The following is a 21901-nucleotide window of genomic DNA, read 5'->3' on the forward strand; positions in this document are numbered from 1 at the left end:
TTGACATTATGTCTGAGGATCAGAGAATGAACGCCTGCGAATAACGGACTACAAGAAACGGAGTTTATCATAGCCTGTTCAGCGCGTTACCTCTCTGTTACCCACATTAAACGCGTCGCCCGTCTGCTGTCTGCCGTGCTGTTGCTGGCCAGCTGTGCCTCGGAGCCGCCAAAATCGCTGGTCACCCCGTTTCCGTCGCCGACTAAACCTCCTGTTCCGGCCAAACCCACAGCGCAGACTGAACCAGTGCGCGGCGTCTGGCTCACCACGGTGTCGCGCCTCGACTGGCCGCCGATATCCTCCGTCACAGCCAGCCCGGCACTGCGTATCCGCCAGCAGCAGCAGGCACTGACGGCCAAACTGGATAAGCTGCATAGTCTGGGGATCAACACGGTGTTTTTCCAGGTGAAGCCCGATGGCACCGCGCTGTGGCGTTCGCGCATCCTGCCATGGTCCGATACCCTGACCGGCAATATCGGGCAGGATCCGGGTTACGATCCGCTGCAATTTATCCTCGACGAGGCGCACAAACGCGGCATGAAGGTGCATGCGTGGTTTAATCCTTATCGCGTGTCGACCAATACCAAAACTGCGACTGTGACGGCGTTAAACAACACGCTCCAGCTGCAGCCGGCCAGCGTGTTTGTGCTGCATCGCGACTGGATCCGCACCGCCAGCGACCGCTTCGTGCTCGATCCGGGCATTCCGGCGGCGCGCGACTGGATCACCAGCATCGTGGCGGAAGTGGTGTCAAACTACGCCATTGATGGCGTTCAGTTCGATGACTATTTCTACACCGAAACCGCGGCGTCGCCGCTCAATGACAGCGCCACCTTCCGCCAGTACGGCGCGGGCTTTGCCAGCAAAGCCGACTGGCGGCGGCACAATACCCAGCTACTGATCGAACAGGTTTCCCGCACGATTAAACAGCTTAAGCCGGGCGTTGAGTTCGGCGTCAGCCCGGCGGGTGTCTGGCGCAATCTGTCGCACGATGCGGCCGGCTCCGATACGCGCGGTGCGGCGGCTTATGATGAAGCCTATGCCGACACGCGCCGCTGGGTGCAGCTTGGCCTGCTGGATTACATCGCGCCGCAGCTGTACTGGCCGTTTGCCCGCCAGGCTGCGCGCTATGACGTCCTGGCGCGCTGGTGGGCCAATGTGGTACAGCCAACGCGCACCCGGCTGTACATCGGCGTGGCGCTGTATAAGGTGGGTGAAGCTTCAAAAAATGAGCCGGACTGGACGGTTCAGGGCGGCGTTCCCGAGCTGAAAAAACAGCTCGATCTGAATGAATCGCTGCCGCACATCGACGGCACCATTCTGTTTCGCGAAGATTATCTTAATCAGCCGCAGACGCAGCAGGCGGTCGATTATTTACGTCAGCGCTGGGGAAAATGAATTATTCAGGCCAGCAGAGGAATACTGCTGGCCTGAAGCGTTAGCGCGGATTATCCGGATCGAGTAATTCAATACTGCGCGGCACGCCGTTCACGCGGACTTTCAGAAAACGGCGGGTGATCCACTTCCCCGCGGCATCCTGCTCCTGCCGTTCAAAAAACGGCCCACGCAGCAGCAGTTCTTTATTATTGTTGTAGCCAAAGCCGACATCTTTATTGCCCACCCAGTGCTGTTCAAAGGCGACGACCGGCTGGTTGTCCAGCGCCGTGGCTTCTTCCGCACTGCAGGCGGTAAAACTTTTGCGGAAAATAAAACACTGACCGGACTGATAGCGATCGCGCCCGTTGGTTTCCACCAGCGCAATTGAGAAGCCGGTATAGGCCGGAATTTTAACGTACAGTTTGGTGTGTGCGCCTTTGCCCTCGATATGCACTTTAATTACGGGCGAGGAACCTTCGCTGTACCAGCTGCCAATGGTGTTATCGTCGTTGCGCGCCTGCAGATAAATATGCGCCACGCCTTCCGGTGTCCGGTAGCTGTAATCGGTTTGCGTTTCCGACTGGGAAACATACTGCGCGCTGCCGACAATGCGCACGTGAATTTGTGAGGTGGCGTCGGAAAAATTAAATTCGCCGACGTAAAACCATTTTGCGTCTTTGCCACGGTTATCCATGTGATGCTGCGAGGTGGTGAAGTCATAACTCAGCGATCCCTGAATGATCGCGCCGAGATCGGAAATCTCCATCACGCCACGATCGCCCTCGGCCAGCAGCGTCCATGGCTCAATACCCTCTTTGCTGAAGTCAAAGCCCGCGCTATCGCGGTGCACGCTTTTCTGGATAATCATCGCGCGGCAATAACCCATCTTCATGGGATTTTGCGTCGATTCAATCACCAGCCCTTCAATGGTCCACTGACCATTGGTGAGATCGCCGGCAAATTCGGAGTGCTCGATCCAGCCATTACGAATAAACGATTGCGTGCAGCGCGGCAGATCGAACACCGGCTGTTTGGTGCTGCGCTGCAAATTAAAGTTGGAGAGTTCAATCGCGGTCGAATGATCCCAGGCGCCTTTTTCCCGATCGGACCAGCGCGCATAGACAATACTGCCCTGACAGCCACGTGAATAAAACTGATCGATTTTACAGTCCAGCGTATCAATCAGTTCCAGTGCCCGCCCGCCGAGGTAGCGAAACTCCATACTGCTGACGCGCAGAAACTGGCCACCGATAATACTGTTGGTAAAGAAGCCGACATTATTAAACGCCGTGCCGCCGTCTTCGCCGCTGTCAGAACTCATGCCTTTCACCACAAAGCCGGAGATCTCCACATAGCGTGCGCGCACGCTAAAGAAATGAGTTTTGCGCGGTTTCGGTCTCCAGTTAAATTTCAGCGTGGTGGTGGGGAAATAACCGAAGTTGACCGGCGCGCCGGAAATTTTAAAGCGGTTAATCTCTCTGTCGCTGCCCAGCACTTCCGCTAAATCAAAGCCGGACAGGCTGAACTCACCGGCAGTAAAGCGAATGCCCGCGGAGGGTAATACACGCTGCGACCATTTAAACATGCGGATTACCGCATCAATACAATCGGTGGTGCCATCAGCTATCGCGCCAAAATCCACCACCGTGACCGCGCTATAATCGAGGACCACTCTTTTCCAGCGCTTTTTACCGGACGTCACGAAATTCAGCCCGCCGTCATCGGGCGTGCTGTTGTCGGTGGCATCGTAGACAAACACGCCGCCGCCCATCCGACTGCCACGGCTGTATTCCAGCACCGACGCAATTTCGCCAATCGAAACAGGTTCCTGTTTACGTAAATCGTCAATGGTATGTAATTGAATCACCGTCCCGGTGGCAGATGGTGTGGTAGTGCTGGTGGTGCCAGATGTATTCGCCATGGTGTTCCCCATAAATTATTAACGTAATACGACAGAGCATCAGCAGTATAAGTGATTGAAAATTAATATATTGACCTGTGCCAGGTTATACGGGAGCTTTTCAGCGGGGTGATTTGCCGGAACAGAATAACGATATGATTCCGGAAGGAAAGCGAAGCGACAAAATTACGTTTTACAGATTTATCGCAGAATAATTGTGGTAATCGCCGGTACGAACGTTCTGATTAATTTGACTTACGAAGAAGAATGGCTTGAATTATCGAAATATTTCCCGCGATCATCAGTTTAATTTTTTACGCGAGATAACGCGCCAGTAAAAATTTTCGACTGGCGCGTCGCCGTCAAAATGTCGCGTTCAGGCCAATATTCCAGCTCAGCTGATGATAGGCGCTGTTGCCACCGACCGCAGAAACCCCGGCAAAGGCGTTGACCGTTTCACCCAGCGGCACGCTGGCCCCCAGCGATATATCCAGCCAGTTTTTATCACCGGCGCTGACGCTGCGTACAAAGCCGGTCTGCGTTGACTTCAGCCCGGCGCGCACCGCGTTCTGCGTATCGCCGAACTGGTGGTTATAACTAAGCTGCGCCCACGGATTCACCGGCCACTGTTTGCTGTCGATACGCCAGCCAAGCGCACCGATTTGCGAATGCAACGTTTGATCGGAAAAACGCATGGCGGTGCTGCTGTCGCCGTTTTCGCTGTAGCCCCCTGCCCGCACATAATCCAGTGCGTAGCTGGCAACCGGACCGGTAGAAAGGTGTTCGCCCAACGGCAGATCCCAGCCGGTTTGCACCCGTAGCCCGAGCATTTTTCCGCTGCTACTGCCCTGTTCGGTGCGCGTTGCCGGGCCGATATTGATGCGACGTTCGATGCTGTCAAAATCGAGATCGGCATAGTGCACATCCGCATTGATCCAGCCCTGCTCCAGCAGCGTCAGCTGGCTATACAGCGCCAGCAAATTGCCGCGCAGCTTGTAGTCGTAGTGCGCCGACGGATGCTGGTGCTGCGCGGTGCTCGACAACAGCAGACCTGCCTGCCAGTTATCCGTGAACTGATAGCCTAATCCCAGCGTCAGGCTGCCGGTATTGGCGTCACCGTTGAGCAGGCTATCGCCGCGATAATCAATATGCTGACCGGCATAGCCGCCGAACACGCTAACCTGACCGGCGCTGGCCGGCTGCTGACGCTGCTGCTGTAAATGGCCGTCGAGGGTGTTCTGCATATCCCGCGACAGCATCAGCGGAGCCCGTGCCAGCGCCGCCACCTGCGCGGGTGCGTCAAGGATCGATTGAATATAGTCGGCGATCATGGCATGTACCGCCGGGCTGGGATGCAGCCGGTCGGCGAACAGATAGGCCTGCGCGTTACTGAAACCGGGTGTTGACGAGGTACATTCGGCGGCAGAGGTGCCGACCGGACAGGCCATCCCCAGCGTATTGCTCAGGCCATAGCGTTGCGGATCGGCAATTACCTCGTTGAACAGGCCGGCGATGTCGGCACGCACAATGTTGCCATTCAGCGCCACCAGCCCGGCCTCTTCCTGCTGGTTATAGCCATCGGAGAGGGCCGTCACCTGCTCGCTGAGCACCTGCCAGGCCGAAAACAGCTGCTGCGCCAGCGCGGCACGCAGCGCCGGGATGGTCGATATCTGTGCGGCGGCCTGATCGAATGCGTCGCGCACCGCCTGCTGGCGCGCAGCCACGTCGGGCGTGGCATGGCTGTCCAGCGAGGCAAACGCCGCGACCATCGCCGACTGCGCCGCCGGGCCCAGCACACTCAGCACCGCCTGCACCATGAAAGGCGTGGAGCCAAGCTGCGGCACGTTTGGCACGATTACCGCCCCCGCACCGGCATCCAGCAGGGTTTTGATTTGCGACACCGCCGCGCTGGCGCTGTTGCTGATGGTCTCGCGCGCGGTGAGCGGATTGGTCACCGCCGCCGCGATATCGTTAGCGCCTACCCAGTGAATGTACAGTCCGTTGCTATCTGCGCGGCCGCCGGTGGATTGCAGATAAGCAGCCAGCTGGTCTTGCGTATTGAGGCTGGCATCCAGCGCCGGCACGGTAACGCCGCCGCCCTGTGCATAGTTGCTGCCACCGCGCGACGACGGCTGCAGCGTTTGCCCGAGCTGTGCGGCGAGGATCTCGTCATACAGTGGATGTTGCGCGCCATCATAAGTAAAGCGCCCGACATTACCGCCATCGCTCAGGCTATCGCCGAAAACCGTCAGGTTATCCCACGCCAGGGCGCTAAACGGCACATACAGGCAACTCAATGTGGCAAACGCGACCGCCGATCGCGCCAGGTTGCGACTCTTCATCATTCACTCCGAATCAGGCCAGAGCTCATGTCTGGCCGCTAAAGGTGCCGGCGCGTCAGGATGCCGTCGCGCAGGCTGAAAACCGCTTAAGCAGCGGAAAGGACAGTGATAACAAGGATGCTTAAGGTGTAGTCAGGCAGGCGCGCCTTTACCAGGCAGAGAGCGGAAATTTGCGGGATGGATCGGCACGTCAGGGATTGTGGGCTGGTAACCGCAGCGTGAGGAACGGTGCTTAGAGTGACAAAGCGGCGGCGTTAACTGCAGCCGATATCATAAACAGACCCCTAGCATCCCCAGTAACTGCTCTGCAACCTTGCTATGACACGGGGCAGCGATGGCACAGCCTTCCGCAAAAAGCTTCAGGAAGTTATTCTCCACAATAAAAATCCCAGCCGCAGGGGCTGGGATTTTCGTTATCTAAGAACAGAGCTAATTTTTATATCTGGCCTTATACGCACCTCAACTTCATTTATCGTCCCCTCTGCAACAACTTCAATATAAATATAATCACCTAAATTATCCCTTTTGATACTAAATGAACTCACACCATCAATAGCGCTATGTGAAATTTCTTTATCATGTAGTTTTATTACGTACTGAACCCAACCTTCAATAACGCTAAACGAAAAATCAATACTAAGACCGCATTGATCTTTTGCTGTATATAAAAAGCTGACATTCTCTCTCTCAAACGAGACTGGTTCACTTTCAAAGAAAGAGAGCAATTCAATTTCATCAGGCTTATTTTCTATAAACATTACTTAGTTACCCCATTTTTCGGTATGGTCGTAATGTACTGACGAACACCATCGCCCGTAACTTTGAAAGTACTTTTAAACATAGTAGCCTTTCCTGAAGGGCCAATGAAGAAAGACTCTCTAATCTCAGAGCTACCCTATTGATCCGTATATTTTTTTACAACATTATTTGGGACTTTTGTCGCCTGAGTAAAATGTTCAGCCAGCACTGTATGGCCATTAATATCATCAGTAATACCTAATCGTTTCATTTCCAGAGCAAGTTGATTTGTACGATCCAATGTATGACTATTACCGGTTTCTCTACCAAAAAGATAATCAAAATTTTCGCATCAACTACCGAATTGGCGATTGTCTGGCCGCAGTGATTCCCGGAACCTTTTTACCTGGCAGTATTATCCCAGCCAGCATCCCATCCGTCGCTTCCAGCGCAAGCTGATTCCCTTTTGATGCCTGAACTACAGTATCTTTCACCGCATACCAGGTATCGCTTTTCATCAGCGCTTTAACGTTGTCCGCGACTGCCTGATTTTTCCCGGACAGATCATTCAGCCCTGGTTACAGTAACGGTCTTCCGCTACACAGGTTGCCAGCGCCATGGCCGCATCGGCAACATAGTCCACGCCCCCCAGTGCCGAGTCGCCTGCATCGGCCAGGCCGTTGATAATCGCGTTGGCGATAGCAGAGGTTGTCCCGTTACCGAGCTTGTTTCTGACCTGGTCTTTAAGGTATTCCGCACTTTGTCAGTCGGATTAACGTGCTTTATCCCCGTTCAGCGAGTTATTCTCAACCGCATTCATCCCTGCCTGAGCGCCGGCAGCGCACTGGCGCTACTGCCGCCGGTCACGCCGCCTGCCAGACCTGCAGCCAGGGTAATCAGTGCACTGATGACCTGTTTATCCGACTCCTGCAGGTCGCTAACCTGTTTACCCGAATACATCGAATACATGATCAGCTGCCCATCAGCTCTCCGCTGACCGTACCGGTCGCGCCTGCTGCCGCACTGGTTCCTGCCGCCCGCGATCGTATCACACTAACCATTGAACGGATGCCAAGGCTGGAAAGGCAGATCGATGCGATCCGACAGACGCTAATGGCGAAGCAGAAGTTTATTTCTTAGATGCTGGATAACGTGATGGGTAAACGGATTAGCTAACAGGCGCGGAACTGAGGTGCTCGAATATCCCAGCCCGCTGAGCGCAAGCAATTAACGAGGAGCTGCTTATGGCTGGTACCCATCATAAGTCAGAAACCGACACGCCCTCAACTAAATCAAGACGTTATACCGTGGGATATATCCACTATCACCTGAAGCACCGGCCTTCACCGTCGATCACGCACGATGCCACTGGATGGCTGAGCTGGGATTTGAAACCGGGCAGAAGATCGAGGTGATAACCACGCCGAAACAGATCATCATCCGCCCGGCGGTTGACTAATAATGTAAAAATCCCGGCTCGGTGGCCGGGATTTTATCTGATTAAGATATTTTCAGTTCTTCCGTTGCTTCCGCCAGGATTTGCAAAAAACTGCTTAGACTAAATTTCATTGCATTCTGTTCAGCAAGTATCCTGGCATCTGAGAAAAACTCTATTTCTATATTATCAAGGCCTTTATCTTTGTTTAGTTGGCAAAGAATCTGATCTTTGTAAGAGATCTCCGCTGTAATTTCTTCATATTTAGAATCACTGAATAAAGTTAATTCAAAATCATTGTTCATATATTTATCTCGGCTTTTTAGGATCTAAGAAACCAGAAAATGAGCCACCTGAGTTATAACGCAAACCTCTGCCATCAGGCAACCTATATTCCACGCCACCTCTGGAAAGTTCTGTTTTTATAGTGCTTTTATTATTCAGTACTTCATTTACAAACTGATTCGCTGCTTCACTTTCTGTGTTGGATTGCCTTTTAAAGGTTCAAAAACACCACCAGGTCTACCTGCGTGTTTTTCCCATGCTCTGGCCGCAGCGGATAAACCTTGTTCGTTAATTGGCTCGTTCGCAGACGAAATAAGATCATCTTTCTTGAAACGGTCAAAATTATTATTTGAACCGTTTTCCTTATCTCGTGCATTTTCCTCATCCTGTGGCTCCCAACCGCCAGGCGTTCCGGACCCCGTTCCACCCAATTCGGCTTTATCAGCATCCGAAAAATCTTTGCCAATATTTGGTTGGTTCTGTTCTTCGCCATTTTCCGAAGAACAAGCTCGTCCGAAGGAGCATTGCGTTGCCTTGTCCAGCGCATCACCCAGATCTTTAATTGTACCTTCAAGACCTGAAGCTATTTTCTTATCTGCATCCTGTTTAACCTGGTCGCCGGGACCAACAGGCACACCCGGAACAGGAACTGGAGGCGCAGGGATAGTCAGCGCATTATTCTCCACCGCATTCTTCCCTGCCTGAGCGCCGGCCAGCGCACTGGCGCTGCTGCCGCCGGTCACGCCGCCTGCCAGACCTGCAGCCAGGGTACTCAGTGCACTGATGATCTGTTTATCCGACTCCTGCAGGTCACTGACCTGTTTACCCGGATACATCGAATGCACGATCAACTGACCCATCAGCTCTCCGCTGACCGCACCGGTCGCGCCTGCTGCCGCGCTGTTGCCTGCCGCCCGCGATCTTATCATTCTAACAACTGCACGGTGCCGCGGCTGGAAAGGCAGATCGATGCGATCAGGCAACTGCTAATGACGAGGCAGAAGTTTGTGGCTGAGATGCTGGACGATGTGATTGGTTAAACAGAGTAGATATCCGGCGCGGAGCTGAGGTGCGCCAACACCCCAACCCGCTAACCCGCTAACCCGCTAACCCGCTAACCCGCTAACCACAACCAATTATACGAGAGGGTTAATCATGGCAGAGCACGATACTAATTCAGAAGTGAGCATTTCCAGAGCGTTACGGCAGCGATTGGTAAAACGGAGTAATTAACAGACGCGGCACTGAGGTGTTGGAGCACCCCAGCCCGCTGACCATGAGCAACTAAGAAGTAGTTGATCATGGCTGACACGCATCATGAGTCAGAGACCCGCACACCCACAACCGCTGCCTGCGGACTACAGGCGCATTATTACAGGGTCAGCTACCGGCCTAACCGGAGCCAGCCGAACCCGCTGCCGCAGCTCACCATTAAAGGCCGCTGGCTGGAGCAGCTGGGCTTCACGACCGGGCAGAAGATCGAGGTGATCACCGGGCCGGGGCAACTGCTCATCCGGCTGGCGAATGAAGGGTAATTAACTGTTCTGTAGATTAAAATCCCGGCACTAAGGCCGGGATTTATTGAGTTAAGATTATAAGTAGAGGCTATCATCGTAAGGACTGGCAGCAAGAATTTCTTCAAAATGTTTTCGAGATTTTATTCCCCAGTCGATGTTGATTTTGTTCATAAGCTCAATAATCTTTGGAAAATAAATACGCCGACTATCTTTACCGGGAATCCGATTATTTAATTCGTACTCGACTGCTACATCATATATAAAATCATACACAATCCAATAAAGTAACTCATCTGTTGAATCTGTAACCTTTCTAGAAAACTCATATCCTCTCTCGGTACAGATATAATTATACTTTCCATTTTCAAATGAAATATAAGGCGTTCCATCATCAATAGGTGCTGAGCAAAGGTTAACAGAGTGAACTGGAAAACCTAATATCAAAACCAGCGTATCTATTTTTTTTTGAAGATCATTAATACTCAACAGCATTTCAATTAACCCTCTCAATATATTTGTTGTCTAACAACCATTGTACATTTACTCGTTCCTGCATATTAGGCGGAATCTGAATACCTCCGCCATGTTCACCAAAAGCAGGGGCTATTTTCCCTTGCATAACAGGCAACGGTTTTATGACAACGTATTCATGGTACTTATCCGCTAAGGAGCCAGGGGCTAAAGCGCGCTGTTCCTGGGGCGTACCTTGTGGTGCCAGGAAAGAACCATTTGTCTTGCCATACCTATCTAAATGAGTGCCTACAGGAAGCGTTGTTTTAACTGGTTCTTCGGCAAAACCTAGTTTTGCAGGCCAGTTCCAGTCTCCGCTTTCATTACGGTATTTATCGTACTGTGACCACCCTGAAGCTTCCTCATCAGCAGCAACTCTATTTGGCTCTGCCGTTCTTCCGGCTGAAGGTTGAGATAGTTTTTTTGCTGAACTCTTTTTGTCGGATCCTTAATTACACTCTTCAGCCCGTAAGCACCCGCCAGAGCGGCAGCCAGTTCCTGAGTCTGCATTGCTATATCATAACGGCCTGCTGCTGTTTCCCAGCTCATACCGGACGCCTGTGCTATTGCTGTTATGGCTTGGTCGCGGCTGATACTGCCTGCATCCAGTCCCTGCAAAACACTTTCCAGGTTTTTCACATCCTGTGGATATAAATCCCTGTACAACAATGAGTAGGTCGCATTTTCACCATATTTATTAAATGCTTCCTGAGCCGGGCCAATCAGCGCACCACAGGCTGAACCACTTTTATTACCATCCGTACAGACCGCTTTTATCGCTTCATCACGCGCTTTATCTGTCTGATTAATCGTCGCCAGCTCTTTCGCTTCAGCCGGTGTCAGTTCCTGTTTTAGATAGTCGCGCTTCGTCTCCAGCTGTTTCTTTCTGTCGGCTTCCTGCACCCTCAGCCAGTTATTCTCAACCGCATTCTTCCCTGCCTGAGCGCCGGCCAGCGCACTGGTGCTACTGCCGCCGGTCACGCCGCCTGCCAGACCTGCAGCCAGGGTACTCAGTGCACTGATGATCTGCTTATCCGACTCCTGCTGGTCGCTAACCTGTTTACCCGAATACATCGAATGCATGATCAGCTGCCCATCAGCTCTCCGCTGACCGCACAGGTCGCGCCTGCTGCCGCACTGGTTCCTGCCGCCCGCGAGCTTATCACACTAACCAATGAACGGGTGTCTCGGCCGGAAAGGCAGATCGATGCGATCCGACAGACGCTAATGGCGAAGCAGAAGTTTATTTCTGAGATGCTGGATAACGTGATGGGTAAACGGAGCCGCTAACAGGCGCGGAACCGTGGTGCTCGAACCCCCAGCCCGCTGACCGCTGACCGCTGACCGCAAGCAATTAACGAGGAGCTGGTTATGGCTGGCACGCATCATAAGTCAGAGGCCAACACGTCCAGGACTAAATCAAGACGTTATACCGTGGGATATATCCGCGATCACCTGAAGCAGCGGCCTTCACCGTCGATCACCCTGCGCGGCCACTGGATGGCTGAGCTGGGATTTACGACCGGGCAGAAGATCGAGGTGATCACTGAACCGGGACTGATGATTATCCGGCTGGCAGCAGCTGAGTGATAATGTAAAAATCCCGGCCTAATGGCCGGGATTTGGTCATTAAGAGACCATTTGATCTAATATGTTTCCAATCTTACTTAACAAGGCTACAACCTCATTTCTATCAGAGCCTATTCTTGTTTCAAACTCAGCAATATCAATACCATTACAGATTTCATTCAACGCTGAATTTAATATCAGCAACTCTTCTTCTGTTATATTAATTTCTGCAGTTTTCATTGTGACAGATAATAGTTCCATATTTACCTCAAGCTATCAAAGTAGGCTCTCCCGTTCACTGGTCTGAATGCAGTACCACCATCGCCAGGTTTGGGGTTTCGTATAACAACGGTGTTTGTCGATTGATCCCAATAAGCTGACCCTCCGCCACTTAGCTCTTTGACAGAAGTTGGATTTTACAACGTTCTCAATGAGTTGAGAAAACTGTTCTTTTGTCTTTATTCCCAGATTAGCGAATTCAATTTACTGAATAACATGTTTTTCGAAAGCATGTCCATCGGCAATTTCTTTTCCCGTTAACTCGGCATTAAGATTTTTACTATTTACAGCACTATGAGCCTCATTATTCCGTGCATTTTCCTCATCCTGTGGCTCCCAATCGCCAGGCGTTCCGGACCCCGTTCCACCCAATTCGGCTTATCAGCATCCGACAAATCTTTGCCAATATTTGCTTGATTCTGCTCTTGGCCATTTTCCGAAGAACAAGCTCGTCCGAAGGAGCATTGCGTTGCCTTGTCCAGCGCATCACCCAGATCTTTAATTGTACCTTCAAGACCTGAAGCTTTTTTCTTATCTGCATCCTGTTTAACCTGGTCGCCGGGATCAGCAGGCACACCCGGAACAGGAACTGGAGGCGCAGGGATAGTCAGCGCATTATTCTCAACAACAACACTCTCTGGCGTGGAGTATGGTGACGAAGGCGATTTTTCCCTTTACTTTCTGTTAGTTAGAATCGTTTTTACCGGCGTACTTCCGGCGCGACAACTTGTAGCTCCGACGCGCCTTTTTCTTCTTCACATGCTACCGCTGGCCAAGAGCACCTGGCGCATTGTAAGGATTTTTAAAAATGCTCCAGACGTTGGGTTGGGAGCATTTGTACGTTTTAGCGGTTATTTTTCTGGATTTATATATGTATACCTACTATCAATTTCCAGACCAAGATCATTAACTATTTTAAGCACTTGCGTGTACTCACCTTTACTGATCACAACATCATGATCAGCAATATGATCACATAGCGTTTCGAATGCTATTACATTCTCTGAAAACCCAAGATACCCAAGGGCAAAGTCAACTAACGAAGGTTCCAGACGATCTTTTAATCCTTCACCAAATTCTCTAATTTCGTCATTAATATCCATTTCACCCACACTATTTTCTAATAGGCTTTAAAGTTGGAGGAGTCAGATTATTATCCGGGAACGCTGTTACAATTTTCCCACTAGCGGGCTCGTATACCACACGAACTCTGACACCATCTCGTTCTTCCCAGGCAACCCACCTTGCCGGCCTTCCTGCGTTTGTATATGCCCCACCAGTTCCGGTCTGAGCAAACCATTGAGTATCGGGGGAGGTAGCAATGCCTCCCACAGTATGGACAACCTTATCTGCTGACCAACTTTGAGGAAAGACTGTTTTTCCTGGATTTCCAGGATATAGATGTCCCCCTTGCGTAGGGCTATCCCCATATAAAATATGTTGTTTGGCTTCTGGTGAAAGGATATCAACGTATTTCTGGTTTGAAGGTGATAGTCCAAGATCTGAACTTTAGCAATAGACAAAAAGGTTTTAGCAACTACGTACTGCGCCAGCTTGGCTTCACTCGTAGGTACACCACTTGCCAAGATTTCTGCTGCCCGTTGTGGCGTCATTTCTCCGTCAGCCGCCAATGCACTGACCGGGACCCCAAAGAACTCTGCCCATGCTGTCAGCAATCCTTTAACGGCATCCTGCCCTTCAGGTATTTGACCCTGCGAGTTTTTAACCAGCGCCGCCGTAAGTTCATCCAGCGAAGCGCCATTATGGATCATGCTGGCCGCAAGGGACTGTTGAGATAAGCCAATATCATTCAGTTCCTTAGGCAGACTCAGCGAGTTATTATCAACCGCATTCTTCCCTGCCTGAGCGCCGGCCAGCGCACTGGCGCTACTGCCGCCGGTCACGCTGCCTGCCAGACCTGTAGCCAGGGTACTTAGTGCACTGATGATATGCTTATCCGACTCCTGCAGGTCGCTGACCTGTTTACCCGGATACATCGAATGAATGATCAACTGACCCATCAGCTCTCCGCTGACCGCACCGGTCGCGTCTGCTGCCGCACTGGTTCCTGCCGCCCGCGATCGTATCACACGAACCATTGAACGGATGTCTCGGCCGGAAAGGCAGATCGATGCGATCCGACAGACGCCAATGACTAAGCAGAAGTTTATTTCTGAGTTGCTGGATAACGTGATGGGTAAACGGAACAGCTAACAGGCGCGGAACCGTGGTGCTCGAAACCCCAGCCCGCTGACCGCAAGCAATTAACAAGGAGCTGGTTATGGCTGGCACGCATCATAAGCCAGAGACCGACACGCCCACAGCTCAATCAAGACGTTACACCGTGGGATATGTCCGGGATCAGAGGAAGTTCACGCTTTCACCGTCTATTATCCTGAAGGGCCACTGGATGGCGGCACTGGGATTTGAGACCGGGCAGAAGATCGAGGTGCTCACTGAGCCGGGACAGTTGATTATCCGCCTGGCTGCTTAAGGATAACTGACTGATAAAAATGGAATCCCGGCTCACTGGCCGGGATTTCTTGTTAAGATCAATTAGGATCTGATGGGGGAGATTTTCGCGTATTGAACTTGTCTGTCAGATTAAAAACTATTGTAGCTAATGTAATCGCTGTTCCTGCAATAGTTCCAAAAACAATAGCTCTCTTTAGCTGTCCATCGGGAATTAGAAAAAATCCATTTTTGATATATATAATCATCGATGATCCAGCCCCCAAAATAAAACAAATCAGTATACAAAAAACACAAGAGTAAATTAGTAATTTGATATATGCGATCATTTTTTCTCCTCCTTTTCTTTTTCAGAAGATTTTTGTGGAGTTAATGTATTTAAGAGATTTTGTGTATATCCACCTAAAAATTCTGTCCCGAGCGAGCCTATAGCATCAAATATGAAGCCAGGTGCATCCTTTCCTGTTAACGAATTAACAACCCCTGGTGCATATTCACCAAATCCCCATCCCAATCCAGCGCTACCTGCGGCGATACCAATCGCCCCAATATCAGCTCCATTGCTCAATGCCGCACCAGTCGTAGCTATTCCTACGTTCTGCAATAGTCCACGTCCCGGAGCCAGTGCGCCGGTTACAGCCGCAGAAGCACTGCCCCAGTAGTCCCAGGTTGTTTGCTGATTTTCAGGCAGGCTTTGATTCTTCTCACTGTTGATATCAAACCACTGATACGTACCATTAGCCATTGCCGCGATGACTGCACCACCGACTACTTTACCTACCGATGCAGCCGGACCTAAATAAGCTGCTCCTGCTATCAACACGCCGTCCTTATATCCATTCACGATAACCTTGGTTATATTCGCGCCGTCAGGCAAATCACCCTGCGTCAGTTTATCCAATCCTGCCTGTTTCTGCTCTGGTGTAAGGTTATGTTCCTCTGAATACTGATTCCATGACTGCGCAGCGGAGCCTGAACTGGTCATACCCGTACCCAAACTTAGCGCATTATTCTCAACCGCATTCTTCCCTGCCTGAGCGCCGGCCAGCGTACTGGCGCTACTGCCGCCGGTCACGCCGCCCGCGATCTTATCACACGAACCATTGCACTGGTGCCACGGCTGGAAAGGCAGATCGATGCGATCCGACAGACGCTAATGGCGAAGCAGAAGTTTATTTCTGAGATGCTCGATAACGTGATGGGTAAACGGATTAGCTAACAGGCGCGGAACTGAGGTGCTCGAATATCCCAGCCCGCTGACCGCAAGCAATTAACGAGGAGCTGCTTATGGCTGGCACCCAGCTTAAGTCAGAAACCGACACGCCCTCAACTAAATCAAGACGTTATACCGTGGGATATATTCGTGATCACCTGAAGCACCGGCCTTCACCGTCGATCACCCTGCGCGGGCACTGGATGGCAGAGCTGGGATTTGCGACCAGGCAGAAGATCGAGGGGATCACTGAACCGGGACAGATGATTATCCGGCTGGCAGCAGCTGAGTGATAATGTAAAAATCCCGGCTCAATGGCCAGGATTTCCTTTTAGTTATCTGTATAAGCGGCTATTAGCTTATTTATTTCACACCAAAGTTGACCTTCATTAAATTCACATTCTTGACGATCATTATCTGGGTTATACATATCAGCAATACAAAATACGCTGGAGAGTAACTCACTTAAATTATCATCATCCTGTGCAAGTAATTCATTATCACGTTCTGTTTTCCACTTAATCATATAAGTGTCCACAAAGCAGCCAGCGGTTATGTCCTTGGATATAAAACTGTCAATGTAGCTCTTAAGTGATTGACTCATCTTAAATCTCGTTATCCATAACGTTATCATACTTTTTCGTTTGAGGATCAAGCTTCCATCCACTGACAAAATTACCTGTTATATCAACCACAACTACATTATTTTTTGCGGGTTAAAAAATACTTTCAATTCTGGAACTAACAAGTATTTGCCATGTTCATAAGTACTTGTGTTATCTAAATGTGGCGTGGTCTCCGTCAACAGGCCGAAGATGAAGCAGTGACTTAAGGCGTTCCCTGGCGCGCTGAACTACACCGGCGATCTGCCGGTGATCAAGCGCGGGAACGGGCATTATGGGTGGATTTGACGGCTAAAAATAGGAAGATCCCGGCTTGAGAGCCGGGATCATTGATGGCTAATCGTCGTAGCGGAAGTCTATATTTAGTTTCATTTTTTCAACATCCAGAGTCACTTTACATCCATGCCACGCAGGGCGGCCATTGGTCAGATTGTTTTCAATATAGTAGTTGCGAAGCTCTACTAAATAATGAAGGATATCTGTATTCGCCCTTCCACCTGCCGTTAACCATTGAGTTTTATCATCATCATCAAGATAATCATATTCATACTCACAATGATCATTTTCCGGTGACAATTCTGCACGCATAATGATCTTCTTAGCTTTGTCGGGAGCGATACTATATAAAACAGTACCGATATCTTTATAAATCTCTTGATCATTTCTCATTATTTCCCTCCCGGTGCATTTATAAAGGTTTTTTCTATTGGGCGACCACCATTAATAGAGTAGATAACGTTGAAGCTTTCAGGGCGACCACCAGTTCCAGAATAAACGGGATCTATCTTAACATTCACCTGCTTACCCTCTTTCAGGGCAGAAGCCCACGTATTTTCCATTTGTTTCCAGGCACCCTTATTCAGATTACCACTCATTGGAACAATATTAAGCTTCTCACCCATACCACCAAAAATGCTGGCTATCAGGTGACCACCTTCATCCCCTGCAACCCCACATTTACCAGCTTTGCACTGTTGGTATGTATTACGGTCTTTTGTCAATAATGACAGATCTGCTTCAACAGACGCTACCCGGCCATTATTATCGGTCACATAAGTTTTATTAGCATCAACTTTATACGTTTTATTTGGCAGGGGATTATTCAGTTCTTTACTCCAGTTTCCCTTACTACCTGATACTGCAACGATTTCATCGCTGGCCTTATTGATCAGCTTCGAGGCTTCAGCAAGTTCCCCTTTGTTCAGCGCTGTCTCAGCCGCTTTAATGGCCTTGCCCGCCACATCCCCTGCGCCCGGTATCAACCCTAACGCTGCGGCAAGATAATCCAGCGCACTCTGCGCTTCCGCAAAGCTCTTGATATCACCCACCACCGGCACAAAATCTGCACCGGCGGCAAGAGTTTCTTTCAGCGATTCACGCCGCTCGTCGTACATTTTCACCGAGCAGGCTTCCGCGCTTAATCCGGCACAGTTCTCCTTCTTATAGCGCTCGTTTTCCGCCTCAACATACTCACCGGCCTTCTGCTCAAGCGTTTTACCTTCAGACTGCGCCTGCGCTATATCACCCAGCGAGTTATTCTCAACCGCATTCTTCCCTGCCTGAGCGCCGGCCAGCGCACTGGCGCTACTGCCGCCGGTCACGCCGCCTGCCAGACCTGCAGCCAGGGTACTCAGTGCACTGATGACCTGCTTATCCGACTCCTGCAGGTCGCTGACCTGTTTACCCGGATACATCGAATGCATGATCAACTGACCCATCAGCTCTCCGCTGACCGCACCGGTCGCGCCTGCTGCCGCGCTGTTGCCTGCAGCCCACGATGTTACCGCACCTACCACTGCATGAGCCATCGCTTTTGCGGCCTGATTGTCGGCGGTATATTTGTGTATCTGCTCGGCCAGATACGGTGCCGCCGCGCCGCTGGCTGCCTGCGCCAGATTGCCACCCGCCAAACCCTGAATCGCCGCAGTCGCCGCCTGAATCCCCTTCTGGATATCGCTGCCGGTGCCCCAGAGTGCCATGGCCTTCTTATAATCACTGCTGTTTTCCAGCGCTTCCTGATACGCTTTCTTTTCAGCCACAGGCGCGTCGGCATCCGGCTGGTTTATGTTGTTTTTTGCCAGTTCCTTCTTACCTGCTTCCGTCGCCTCAATCTGCCCCTGCGTCCGGGCGATATCAGCAACCTGGCTGCCTATTTCACCGATCAGCTGAGCCGTCTGCAGGCGTTTCTGCTCCTTCTCTTTGTCGAAAATCGGGCTGATGCTGTCATTAGCGTGCTCGGTGTCGCGGCTAAGTGCAGCAACATCCTGCTGCTGATTTGCCTGGTCGCGCACCACTATCGTTCCCTGGGCAACGGCTGTGTACCGCCACACCACGGTGCACCCTGGCGGGTTTTGCACCAGCAGATCTCATAATCTGCGCTTATTACGGCATCAAATTTCTCGCTAAATCAAAAGCTCACGATTCTGGCATGCGGGTTGCTAAGCCTTTGGTAGAGATGTTGGACCAATTAAGGCAAAGCGATGCATGACCCGGCTGAACTCCATCCCATTATTCCGACGCGCAGCGATACGCTGATTCTTGATGCGCTCACGCGCTACATGGCGCATGCCGGCGCGCAGCCGGGCAGTCGCCTGCCGCCGGAGCGCGAGCTGGCGGAGAAACTGGGCGTCAGCCGTAATACGGTGCGCGAGGCGCTCAAGCGCTGGGAAGCACTCGGCATCATTGTGCGCAAAAAAGGCAGCGGCACCTTTCTGCAGGCGGAAGTCGGTCTGCATGACAGCTTTCTCTCTCTGCGCTTTAAAAACGACTCCGCCAACATGCTTCATGCGCTGGAAGTGCGCCGCATCATTGAGTCCGAATCCTGCGTGCTGGCCGCGCAGCGCGCCAGCGCCGACGACCTGCTGGAAATCGAACGGCGGCTGGAAGAGATGGAGCGTGTGCACCTGGCTATCGGTTCCGCCGGGCCGGAGGATTGGGCTTTCCACACCAGCATTTACCGCGCCGCCGGTAATCCGCTGCTGTTGCAGATGCTTAACGGCGTCTACGACACGCTGCATGCCTTTTTCGAATCCCCGCCGGAGCAGGCGCTGTTTTCAGACTCGTTTCCCCTGCACCGTGAACTGTTTAACGCCATCCGCGCCCGCGACAGCCAGGCCGCGCGCGCCCTTTGCCACCAGATTCTTGATATCACCGAACGCGACATGAAGGACGTGATCCATGCCAAACGCTAAACCTATTGCGCAACAAACACTGCTGACCCACGACCAGCGCCACGAACAGGGCGCCGTAACGCCACCGATTTATCAGTCCTCGCTGTTTACCTTCAGCGATTACGACAGCATGATCGCCCGCTTTCGCGGTGAGAGCGACCAGCCGCTCTATTCCCGCGTTGATAATCCGACGGTCAAAGCGCTACAGGATAAAGTTGCCGCGCTGGAAGGCGGTGACGCCTGCCTCGCCTTTGCCAGCGGCATGGCCGCCATCAGTAACGCGATTTTGAGTGTGGTTCAGCCAGGCGCGAAAGTGGTCTGCGTCAATCATGTCTATCCCGATACTTACCGCTTTTTGCGCGGCTTTTGTCAGCGTTTCGGTATCACGACGCAGTTTGTTGATGGCGACGATGAAGCGGCGATAGCCGCCGCGCTGCCCGGCGCCAGCCTGCTCTATCTGGAAAGTCCCTCCAGCTGGGTGATGAGTGAACAGAACCTGCGGCAGCTGGCCACGCTGGCGCGCGATGCGGGCGTCGTCACGTTGATTGATAACAGCTGGGCTTCGCCCATTTTCCAGCAGCCGTTGCTGTGTGGTATCGACATCGTGGTGCACTCCGCCTCGAAGTACATCAGCGGCCACAGCGATGTGGTGGCCGGCCTGGTGATTGCCAGCCACCAGCACATCAACAACATTGCCCGTCACATTAGTCCGTTCCTTGGCGGCAAACTGTCCGCGAACGAAGCCTCTTTGCTGATGCGTGGCCTGCGCACGCTGCCGCTGCGTATGAAGCAGCATCAGCACAGCGCCCTGCAGCTGGCGCAAAAGCTGCGTGACCATCCGCAGGTCAGCGCGGTTTGCCACCCCGGGCTCAATCCCCCTGCATGGTCCACGCTGCGCGGTTACAGCGGGCTGTTTTCCTTTGCCGTGACCGAACAGGTCGACATACCGCAATTCTGCAACGCCCTGCAACTGTTCCACATGGGCGTCAGCTGGGGAGGTTTTGAGAGCCTGGTGATGCCGGCGATTTCGGTCATTAATCAGGCCAGTGAATTTAATTCAGCCCAGGATTTTGGTGTCTCGCCGCGCCTGATCCGTATCTCTGTTGGCCTCGAAGAGACCGACGATCTTTGGACCGATCTGAATCAGGCACTTGCTGCCGCCACTCACCGTTAATCACGCTCCGGAGAACCAGCCATGACAACACGTTTCGCCCTGAAAGCCCTGGTACTCGCCGTGGGTTTAGGCAGCGCCTTTTGCAGCCTCGCCGCCAAACTCACCGTGGTGGAAGTCATCACCAGCCCGCCACGTACCGCGCTTCTGCAAAAAATGCTCGACGAATACAAGACGCAGCATCCCGGTACCGAGATTGAGCTGATTTCGCTGCCGTGGGGCCAGGCATTTGAAAAACTGGGCACCATGTTACAGAGCGGACAGGTTCCGGATGTGGTGGAGATGCCCGATACCTGGCAAGGCTTATACGCCAGCAACAATATGCTGGAGGATCTGGAACCCCGCCTGAAAAGCTGGCCTGAAAGCGCCCAGCTGACGGACAAAACGCTGGCAATGGCGCGGGCCGCGAACGGCAAAGCCACCATGGTACCGTACGGTTTTTACCTGCGGGCGCTGTTCTGGAATAAAAAGCTGTTTAAGCAGGCAGGACTGAGTGAGCCGCCGAAAACCATGGACGAGTTTGCCAGCGACGCGAAGCGTATTAGTCAGTCAGGTAACGGTATCAGCGGCTACTGCATGCGCGGCGGTGTCGGAGGAACCAATGCGTGGATGATGTTTATGGCGGCGATGAATGGCTCGCCTGCCTTCTTTGATAAAGACGGCAACAGTACCTTAACCCAGCCGGGGGCGATAAAGGGGGCACAACTGCTGGTCGATTTGTATCAGCAAGGCGGCGCGCCTAAAGACAGCGTGAACTGGGGCTTTAACGAGATTGTCTCGGGCTTTTATTCCGGCAAATGCGCGATGCTCGATCAGGATCCGGACGCGCTGATCGCGATTAAAAATAGCATGGCGGCTGAGGATTTTGCCGTGGCGCCCATGCCGGTCGGGCCGTCCGGTAAAGCCTTCCCGACCATCGGCTATACCGGCTGGGCGATGTTCAAACAGGGTAAACAAAACGATGTCGCCTGGCCGCTGATTACCTTCCTCAGTAATAAAACCAACAACCTGGCGTGGGCGAAGTTTGTCGGCACGCTACCCATCTATAAAGGTGCGGAACAGGACCCGTTCTATCAGACGCCGCAGTTTGCCGGCTGGTTTAAGGAGCTGAACGATCCAAATTATGTGCCGCTCACCATGCCGACCCATCTCAAAGGCTGGGGCTATTTCAATTCAGTGATCGTGAAAGAGAGCAGCCAGGAGACGTTACTGGGCGAAAACGACACCAAAGATATGGTGCAGGACTGGGCCAGCTATCTGAGTAAAGAGCAAAAAGCCTGGCTCGCCAGCCAGTAATCCC

25 protein-coding genes and 4 pseudogenes are annotated in these 21901 nt (G+C 52.0%); 10 read left to right on the top strand and 19 right to left on the bottom strand.

The features are described 5' to 3' along the window. Positions 1–105: 105 nt before the first annotated feature. Positions 106–1398, top strand: coding sequence for a glycoside hydrolase family 10-like protein (locus AC6I8P_RS21260; protein WP_498031350.1), 1293 nt, complete (start codon positions 106–108; stop codon positions 1396–1398). 40 nt (positions 1399–1438) lie between these two features. On the opposite strand, the gene AC6I8P_RS21265 is transcribed toward AC6I8P_RS21260, so the two are convergent. The 4 genes from AC6I8P_RS21265 to AC6I8P_RS21280 all read right to left on the bottom strand — a co-directional run bounded on the left by AC6I8P_RS21265 (position 1439) and on the right by AC6I8P_RS21280 (position 7326). Then, a complete protein-coding gene (locus AC6I8P_RS21265) occupies positions 1439–3298 on the bottom strand; it encodes a putative phage tail protein (RefSeq protein ID WP_498031192.1) in 1860 nt (619 codons plus the stop codon). A gap of 341 nt (positions 3299–3639) precedes the next feature. Continuing rightward, positions 3640–5622, bottom strand: coding sequence for an autotransporter outer membrane beta-barrel domain-containing protein (locus AC6I8P_RS21270; RefSeq protein WP_420799934.1), 1983 nt, complete (start codon positions 5620–5622; stop codon positions 3640–3642). Positions 5623–6032: 410 nt separating this feature from the next. Further along, entirely contained in the window at positions 6033–6377 is a 345-nt protein-coding gene (locus AC6I8P_RS21275; RefSeq protein ID WP_166719163.1) for a hypothetical protein, read from the bottom strand. Positions 6378–7173: 796 nt separating this feature from the next. Continuing rightward, the gene (locus AC6I8P_RS21280; protein WP_262264988.1) at positions 7174–7326 is read right to left on the bottom strand and encodes a VENN motif pre-toxin domain-containing protein; all 153 of its coding nucleotides are present in this window, start codon (positions 7324–7326) and stop codon (positions 7174–7176) included. A 403-nt stretch (positions 7327–7729) separates the two neighbouring features. Between AC6I8P_RS21280 and AC6I8P_RS21285 the strand changes: the two genes are divergently transcribed. After that, on the top strand, positions 7730–7816 hold the full coding sequence (locus AC6I8P_RS21285) for a SymE family type I addiction module toxin (protein ID WP_315975550.1): 87 nt from the start codon (positions 7730–7732) through the stop codon (positions 7814–7816). Positions 7817–7857: 41 nt separating this feature from the next. On the opposite strand, the gene AC6I8P_RS21290 is transcribed toward AC6I8P_RS21285, so the two are convergent. Beyond that, entirely contained in the window at positions 7858–8097 is a 240-nt protein-coding gene (locus AC6I8P_RS21290; protein WP_262264989.1) for a hypothetical protein, read from the bottom strand. A 4-nt stretch (positions 8098–8101) separates the two neighbouring features. Beyond that, a pseudogene (locus AC6I8P_RS21295) lies at positions 8102–9018 on the bottom strand (VENN motif pre-toxin domain-containing protein); the annotation flags it as partial. A gap of 360 nt (positions 9019–9378) precedes the next feature. On the opposite strand from AC6I8P_RS21295, the gene AC6I8P_RS21300 reads away from it, so the two are divergent. Then, positions 9379–9612, top strand: a complete 234-nt coding sequence (locus AC6I8P_RS21300) for a SymE family type I addiction module toxin (RefSeq protein ID WP_058776385.1) — start codon at positions 9379–9381, stop codon at positions 9610–9612. A gap of 57 nt (positions 9613–9669) precedes the next feature. Here AC6I8P_RS21300 and AC6I8P_RS21305 read toward each other — a convergent pair whose 3' ends face one another. The 3 genes and pseudogenes from AC6I8P_RS21305 to AC6I8P_RS21315 form a co-directional block, all read right to left on the bottom strand. Then, a complete protein-coding gene (locus AC6I8P_RS21305; RefSeq protein WP_072208604.1) occupies positions 9670–10086 on the bottom strand; it encodes an Imm63 family immunity protein in 417 nt (138 codons plus the stop codon). 1 nt (position 10087) lies between these two features. Further along, positions 10088–10354, bottom strand: a pseudogene (locus tag AC6I8P_RS21310) (TNT domain-containing protein); the annotation flags it as partial. A 38-nt stretch (positions 10355–10392) separates the two neighbouring features. Beyond that, a complete protein-coding gene (locus AC6I8P_RS21315; RefSeq protein WP_498031193.1) occupies positions 10393–11187 on the bottom strand; it encodes a VENN motif pre-toxin domain-containing protein in 795 nt (264 codons plus the stop codon). On the opposite strand from AC6I8P_RS21315, the gene AC6I8P_RS21320 reads away from it, so the two are divergent. Both AC6I8P_RS21320 and AC6I8P_RS21325 read left to right on the top strand, forming a co-directional pair. Then, positions 11182–11394, top strand: a complete 213-nt coding sequence (locus AC6I8P_RS21320; protein WP_058776387.1) for a hypothetical protein — start codon at positions 11182–11184, stop codon at positions 11392–11394. The genes AC6I8P_RS21315 and AC6I8P_RS21320 overlap by 6 nt on opposite strands. A gap of 81 nt (positions 11395–11475) precedes the next feature. Then, positions 11476–11694, top strand: coding sequence for a SymE family type I addiction module toxin (locus tag AC6I8P_RS21325; protein WP_058776388.1), 219 nt, complete (start codon positions 11476–11478; stop codon positions 11692–11694). Positions 11695–11733: 39 nt separating this feature from the next. On the opposite strand, the gene AC6I8P_RS21330 is transcribed toward AC6I8P_RS21325, so the two are convergent. The 5 genes and pseudogenes from AC6I8P_RS21330 to AC6I8P_RS21350 all read right to left on the bottom strand — a co-directional run. Further along, positions 11734–11934, bottom strand: a complete 201-nt coding sequence (locus AC6I8P_RS21330; protein ID WP_058777973.1) for a hypothetical protein — start codon at positions 11932–11934, stop codon at positions 11734–11736. A 302-nt stretch (positions 11935–12236) separates the two neighbouring features. Continuing rightward, positions 12237–12527 carry a hypothetical protein gene (locus tag AC6I8P_RS21335; RefSeq protein WP_262264992.1) on the bottom strand — a complete coding sequence of 97 codons (291 nt, stop codon included), beginning with the start codon at positions 12525–12527 and terminating at the stop codon, positions 12237–12239. Positions 12528–12803: 276 nt separating this feature from the next. Continuing rightward, complete coding sequence (locus AC6I8P_RS21340; RefSeq protein ID WP_072208572.1) at positions 12804–13055, bottom strand: MafI family immunity protein; 252 nt, start codon at positions 13053–13055, stop codon at positions 12804–12806. Positions 13056–13065: 10 nt separating this feature from the next. Then, entirely contained in the window at positions 13066–13284 is a 219-nt protein-coding gene (locus AC6I8P_RS21345) for a hypothetical protein (protein ID WP_338131965.1), read from the bottom strand. A 506-nt stretch (positions 13285–13790) separates the two neighbouring features. Beyond that, positions 13791–14051, bottom strand: a pseudogene (locus tag AC6I8P_RS21350) (VENN motif pre-toxin domain-containing protein); the annotation flags it as partial. Between the two features lie 182 nt (positions 14052–14233). On the opposite strand from AC6I8P_RS21350, the gene AC6I8P_RS21355 reads away from it, so the two are divergent. Continuing rightward, the gene (locus tag AC6I8P_RS21355) at positions 14234–14446 is read left to right on the top strand and encodes a SymE family type I addiction module toxin (protein WP_058775899.1); all 213 of its coding nucleotides are present in this window, start codon (positions 14234–14236) and stop codon (positions 14444–14446) included. Between the two features lie 58 nt (positions 14447–14504). Here the strand turns inward: AC6I8P_RS21355 and AC6I8P_RS21360 are convergent, their stop codons facing one another. Both AC6I8P_RS21360 and AC6I8P_RS21365 read right to left on the bottom strand, forming a co-directional pair. Continuing rightward, positions 14505–14753, bottom strand: coding sequence for a hypothetical protein (locus AC6I8P_RS21360; protein WP_072208573.1), 249 nt, complete (start codon positions 14751–14753; stop codon positions 14505–14507). Continuing rightward, entirely contained in the window at positions 14750–15499 is a 750-nt protein-coding gene (locus AC6I8P_RS21365) for a VENN motif pre-toxin domain-containing protein (RefSeq protein ID WP_262264993.1), read from the bottom strand. Before AC6I8P_RS21365 ends, AC6I8P_RS21360 begins: the two co-directional genes overlap by 4 nt. Before the next feature lie 212 nt (positions 15500–15711). On the opposite strand from AC6I8P_RS21365, the gene AC6I8P_RS21370 reads away from it, so the two are divergent. Further along, positions 15712–15930: a SymE family type I addiction module toxin gene (locus AC6I8P_RS21370; RefSeq protein WP_058775900.1), complete on the top strand. Its 219-nt coding sequence runs from the start codon at positions 15712–15714 to the stop codon at positions 15928–15930. Between the two features lie 38 nt (positions 15931–15968). On the opposite strand, the gene AC6I8P_RS21375 is transcribed toward AC6I8P_RS21370, so the two are convergent. From AC6I8P_RS21375 to AC6I8P_RS21385, 3 genes and pseudogenes are all read right to left on the bottom strand, one after another. Continuing rightward, entirely contained in the window at positions 15969–16271 is a 303-nt protein-coding gene (locus AC6I8P_RS21375) for a colicin immunity domain-containing protein (protein WP_310736060.1), read from the bottom strand. A 325-nt stretch (positions 16272–16596) separates the two neighbouring features. Beyond that, on the bottom strand, positions 16597–16929 hold the full coding sequence (locus tag AC6I8P_RS21380) for a hypothetical protein (protein ID WP_058775901.1): 333 nt from the start codon (positions 16927–16929) through the stop codon (positions 16597–16599). Further along, positions 16929–18578: pseudogene (locus tag AC6I8P_RS21385) on the bottom strand (DNA/RNA non-specific endonuclease); the annotation flags it as partial. The gene AC6I8P_RS21380 and the pseudogene AC6I8P_RS21385, both read right to left, overlap by 1 nt. 162 nt (positions 18579–18740) lie before the next feature. Between AC6I8P_RS21385 and AC6I8P_RS21390 the strand changes: the two are divergent. Genes AC6I8P_RS21390 through AC6I8P_RS21400 form a run of 3 tightly spaced genes read left to right on the top strand, consistent with a single transcriptional unit; the run spans position 18741 to position 21897 of the window. After that, positions 18741–19451 carry a FadR/GntR family transcriptional regulator gene (locus AC6I8P_RS21390; protein WP_021509083.1) on the top strand — a complete coding sequence of 237 codons (711 nt, stop codon included), beginning with the start codon at positions 18741–18743 and terminating at the stop codon, positions 19449–19451. After that, positions 19438–20604: a PLP-dependent transferase gene (locus AC6I8P_RS21395; protein ID WP_262264994.1), complete on the top strand. Its 1167-nt coding sequence runs from the start codon at positions 19438–19440 to the stop codon at positions 20602–20604. Before AC6I8P_RS21390 ends, AC6I8P_RS21395 begins: the two co-directional genes overlap by 14 nt. A 21-nt stretch (positions 20605–20625) precedes the next feature. Then, a complete protein-coding gene (locus AC6I8P_RS21400) occupies positions 20626–21897 on the top strand; it encodes an ABC transporter substrate-binding protein (RefSeq protein WP_059011244.1) in 1272 nt (423 codons plus the stop codon). Positions 21898–21901 lie beyond the last annotated feature (4 nt).

Source organism: gamma proteobacterium symbiont of Lampromicra miyakona, from assembly GCF_059730895.1.

Bases quoted from the DNA above. Each gene is read 5' to 3' on its own strand.
- AC6I8P_RS21265 (WP_498031192.1), bottom strand. From the start codon at position 3,298: ATGGCGAATACATCTGGCACCACCAGCACTACCACACCATCTGCCACC.
- AC6I8P_RS21270 (WP_420799934.1), bottom strand. From the start codon at position 5,622: ATGATGAAGAGTCGCAACCTGGCGCGATCGGCGGTCGCGTTTGCCACA.
- AC6I8P_RS21275 (WP_166719163.1), bottom strand. From the start codon at position 6,377: ATGTTTATAGAAAATAAGCCTGATGAAATTGAATTGCTCTCTTTCTTT.
- AC6I8P_RS21280 (WP_262264988.1), bottom strand. From the start codon at position 7,326: ATGTATTCGATGTATTCGGGTAAACAGGTTAGCGACCTGCAGGAGTCG.
- AC6I8P_RS21285 (WP_315975550.1), top strand. From the start codon at position 7,730: ATGGCTGAGCTGGGATTTGAAACCGGGCAGAAGATCGAGGTGATAACC.
- AC6I8P_RS21290 (WP_262264989.1), bottom strand. From the start codon at position 8,097: ATGAACAATGATTTTGAATTAACTTTATTCAGTGATTCTAAATATGAA.
- AC6I8P_RS21300 (WP_058776385.1), top strand. From the start codon at position 9,379: ATGGCTGACACGCATCATGAGTCAGAGACCCGCACACCCACAACCGCT.
- AC6I8P_RS21305 (WP_072208604.1), bottom strand. From the start codon at position 10,086: ATGCTGTTGAGTATTAATGATCTTCAAAAAAAAATAGATACGCTGGTT.
- AC6I8P_RS21320 (WP_058776387.1), top strand. From the start codon at position 11,182: ATGCATGATCAGCTGCCCATCAGCTCTCCGCTGACCGCACAGGTCGCG.
- AC6I8P_RS21315 (WP_498031193.1), bottom strand. From the start codon at position 11,187: ATGCATTCGATGTATTCGGGTAAACAGGTTAGCGACCAGCAGGAGTCG.
- AC6I8P_RS21325 (WP_058776388.1), top strand. From the start codon at position 11,476: ATGGCTGGCACGCATCATAAGTCAGAGGCCAACACGTCCAGGACTAAA.
- AC6I8P_RS21330 (WP_058777973.1), bottom strand. From the start codon at position 11,934: ATGGAACTATTATCTGTCACAATGAAAACTGCAGAAATTAATATAACA.
- AC6I8P_RS21340 (WP_072208572.1), bottom strand. From the start codon at position 13,055: ATGGATATTAATGACGAAATTAGAGAATTTGGTGAAGGATTAAAAGAT.
- AC6I8P_RS21355 (WP_058775899.1), top strand. From the start codon at position 14,234: ATGGCTGGCACGCATCATAAGCCAGAGACCGACACGCCCACAGCTCAA.
- AC6I8P_RS21360 (WP_072208573.1), bottom strand. From the start codon at position 14,753: ATGATCGCATATATCAAATTACTAATTTACTCTTGTGTTTTTTGTATA.
- AC6I8P_RS21370 (WP_058775900.1), top strand. From the start codon at position 15,712: ATGGCTGGCACCCAGCTTAAGTCAGAAACCGACACGCCCTCAACTAAA.
- AC6I8P_RS21375 (WP_310736060.1), bottom strand. From the start codon at position 16,271: ATGATAACGTTATGGATAACGAGATTTAAGATGAGTCAATCACTTAAG.
- AC6I8P_RS21380 (WP_058775901.1), bottom strand. From the start codon at position 16,929: ATGAGAAATGATCAAGAGATTTATAAAGATATCGGTACTGTTTTATAT.
- AC6I8P_RS21390 (WP_021509083.1), top strand. From the start codon at position 18,741: ATGCATGACCCGGCTGAACTCCATCCCATTATTCCGACGCGCAGCGAT.
- AC6I8P_RS21395 (WP_262264994.1), top strand. From the start codon at position 19,438: ATGCCAAACGCTAAACCTATTGCGCAACAAACACTGCTGACCCACGAC.
- AC6I8P_RS21400 (WP_059011244.1), top strand. From the start codon at position 20,626: ATGACAACACGTTTCGCCCTGAAAGCCCTGGTACTCGCCGTGGGTTTA.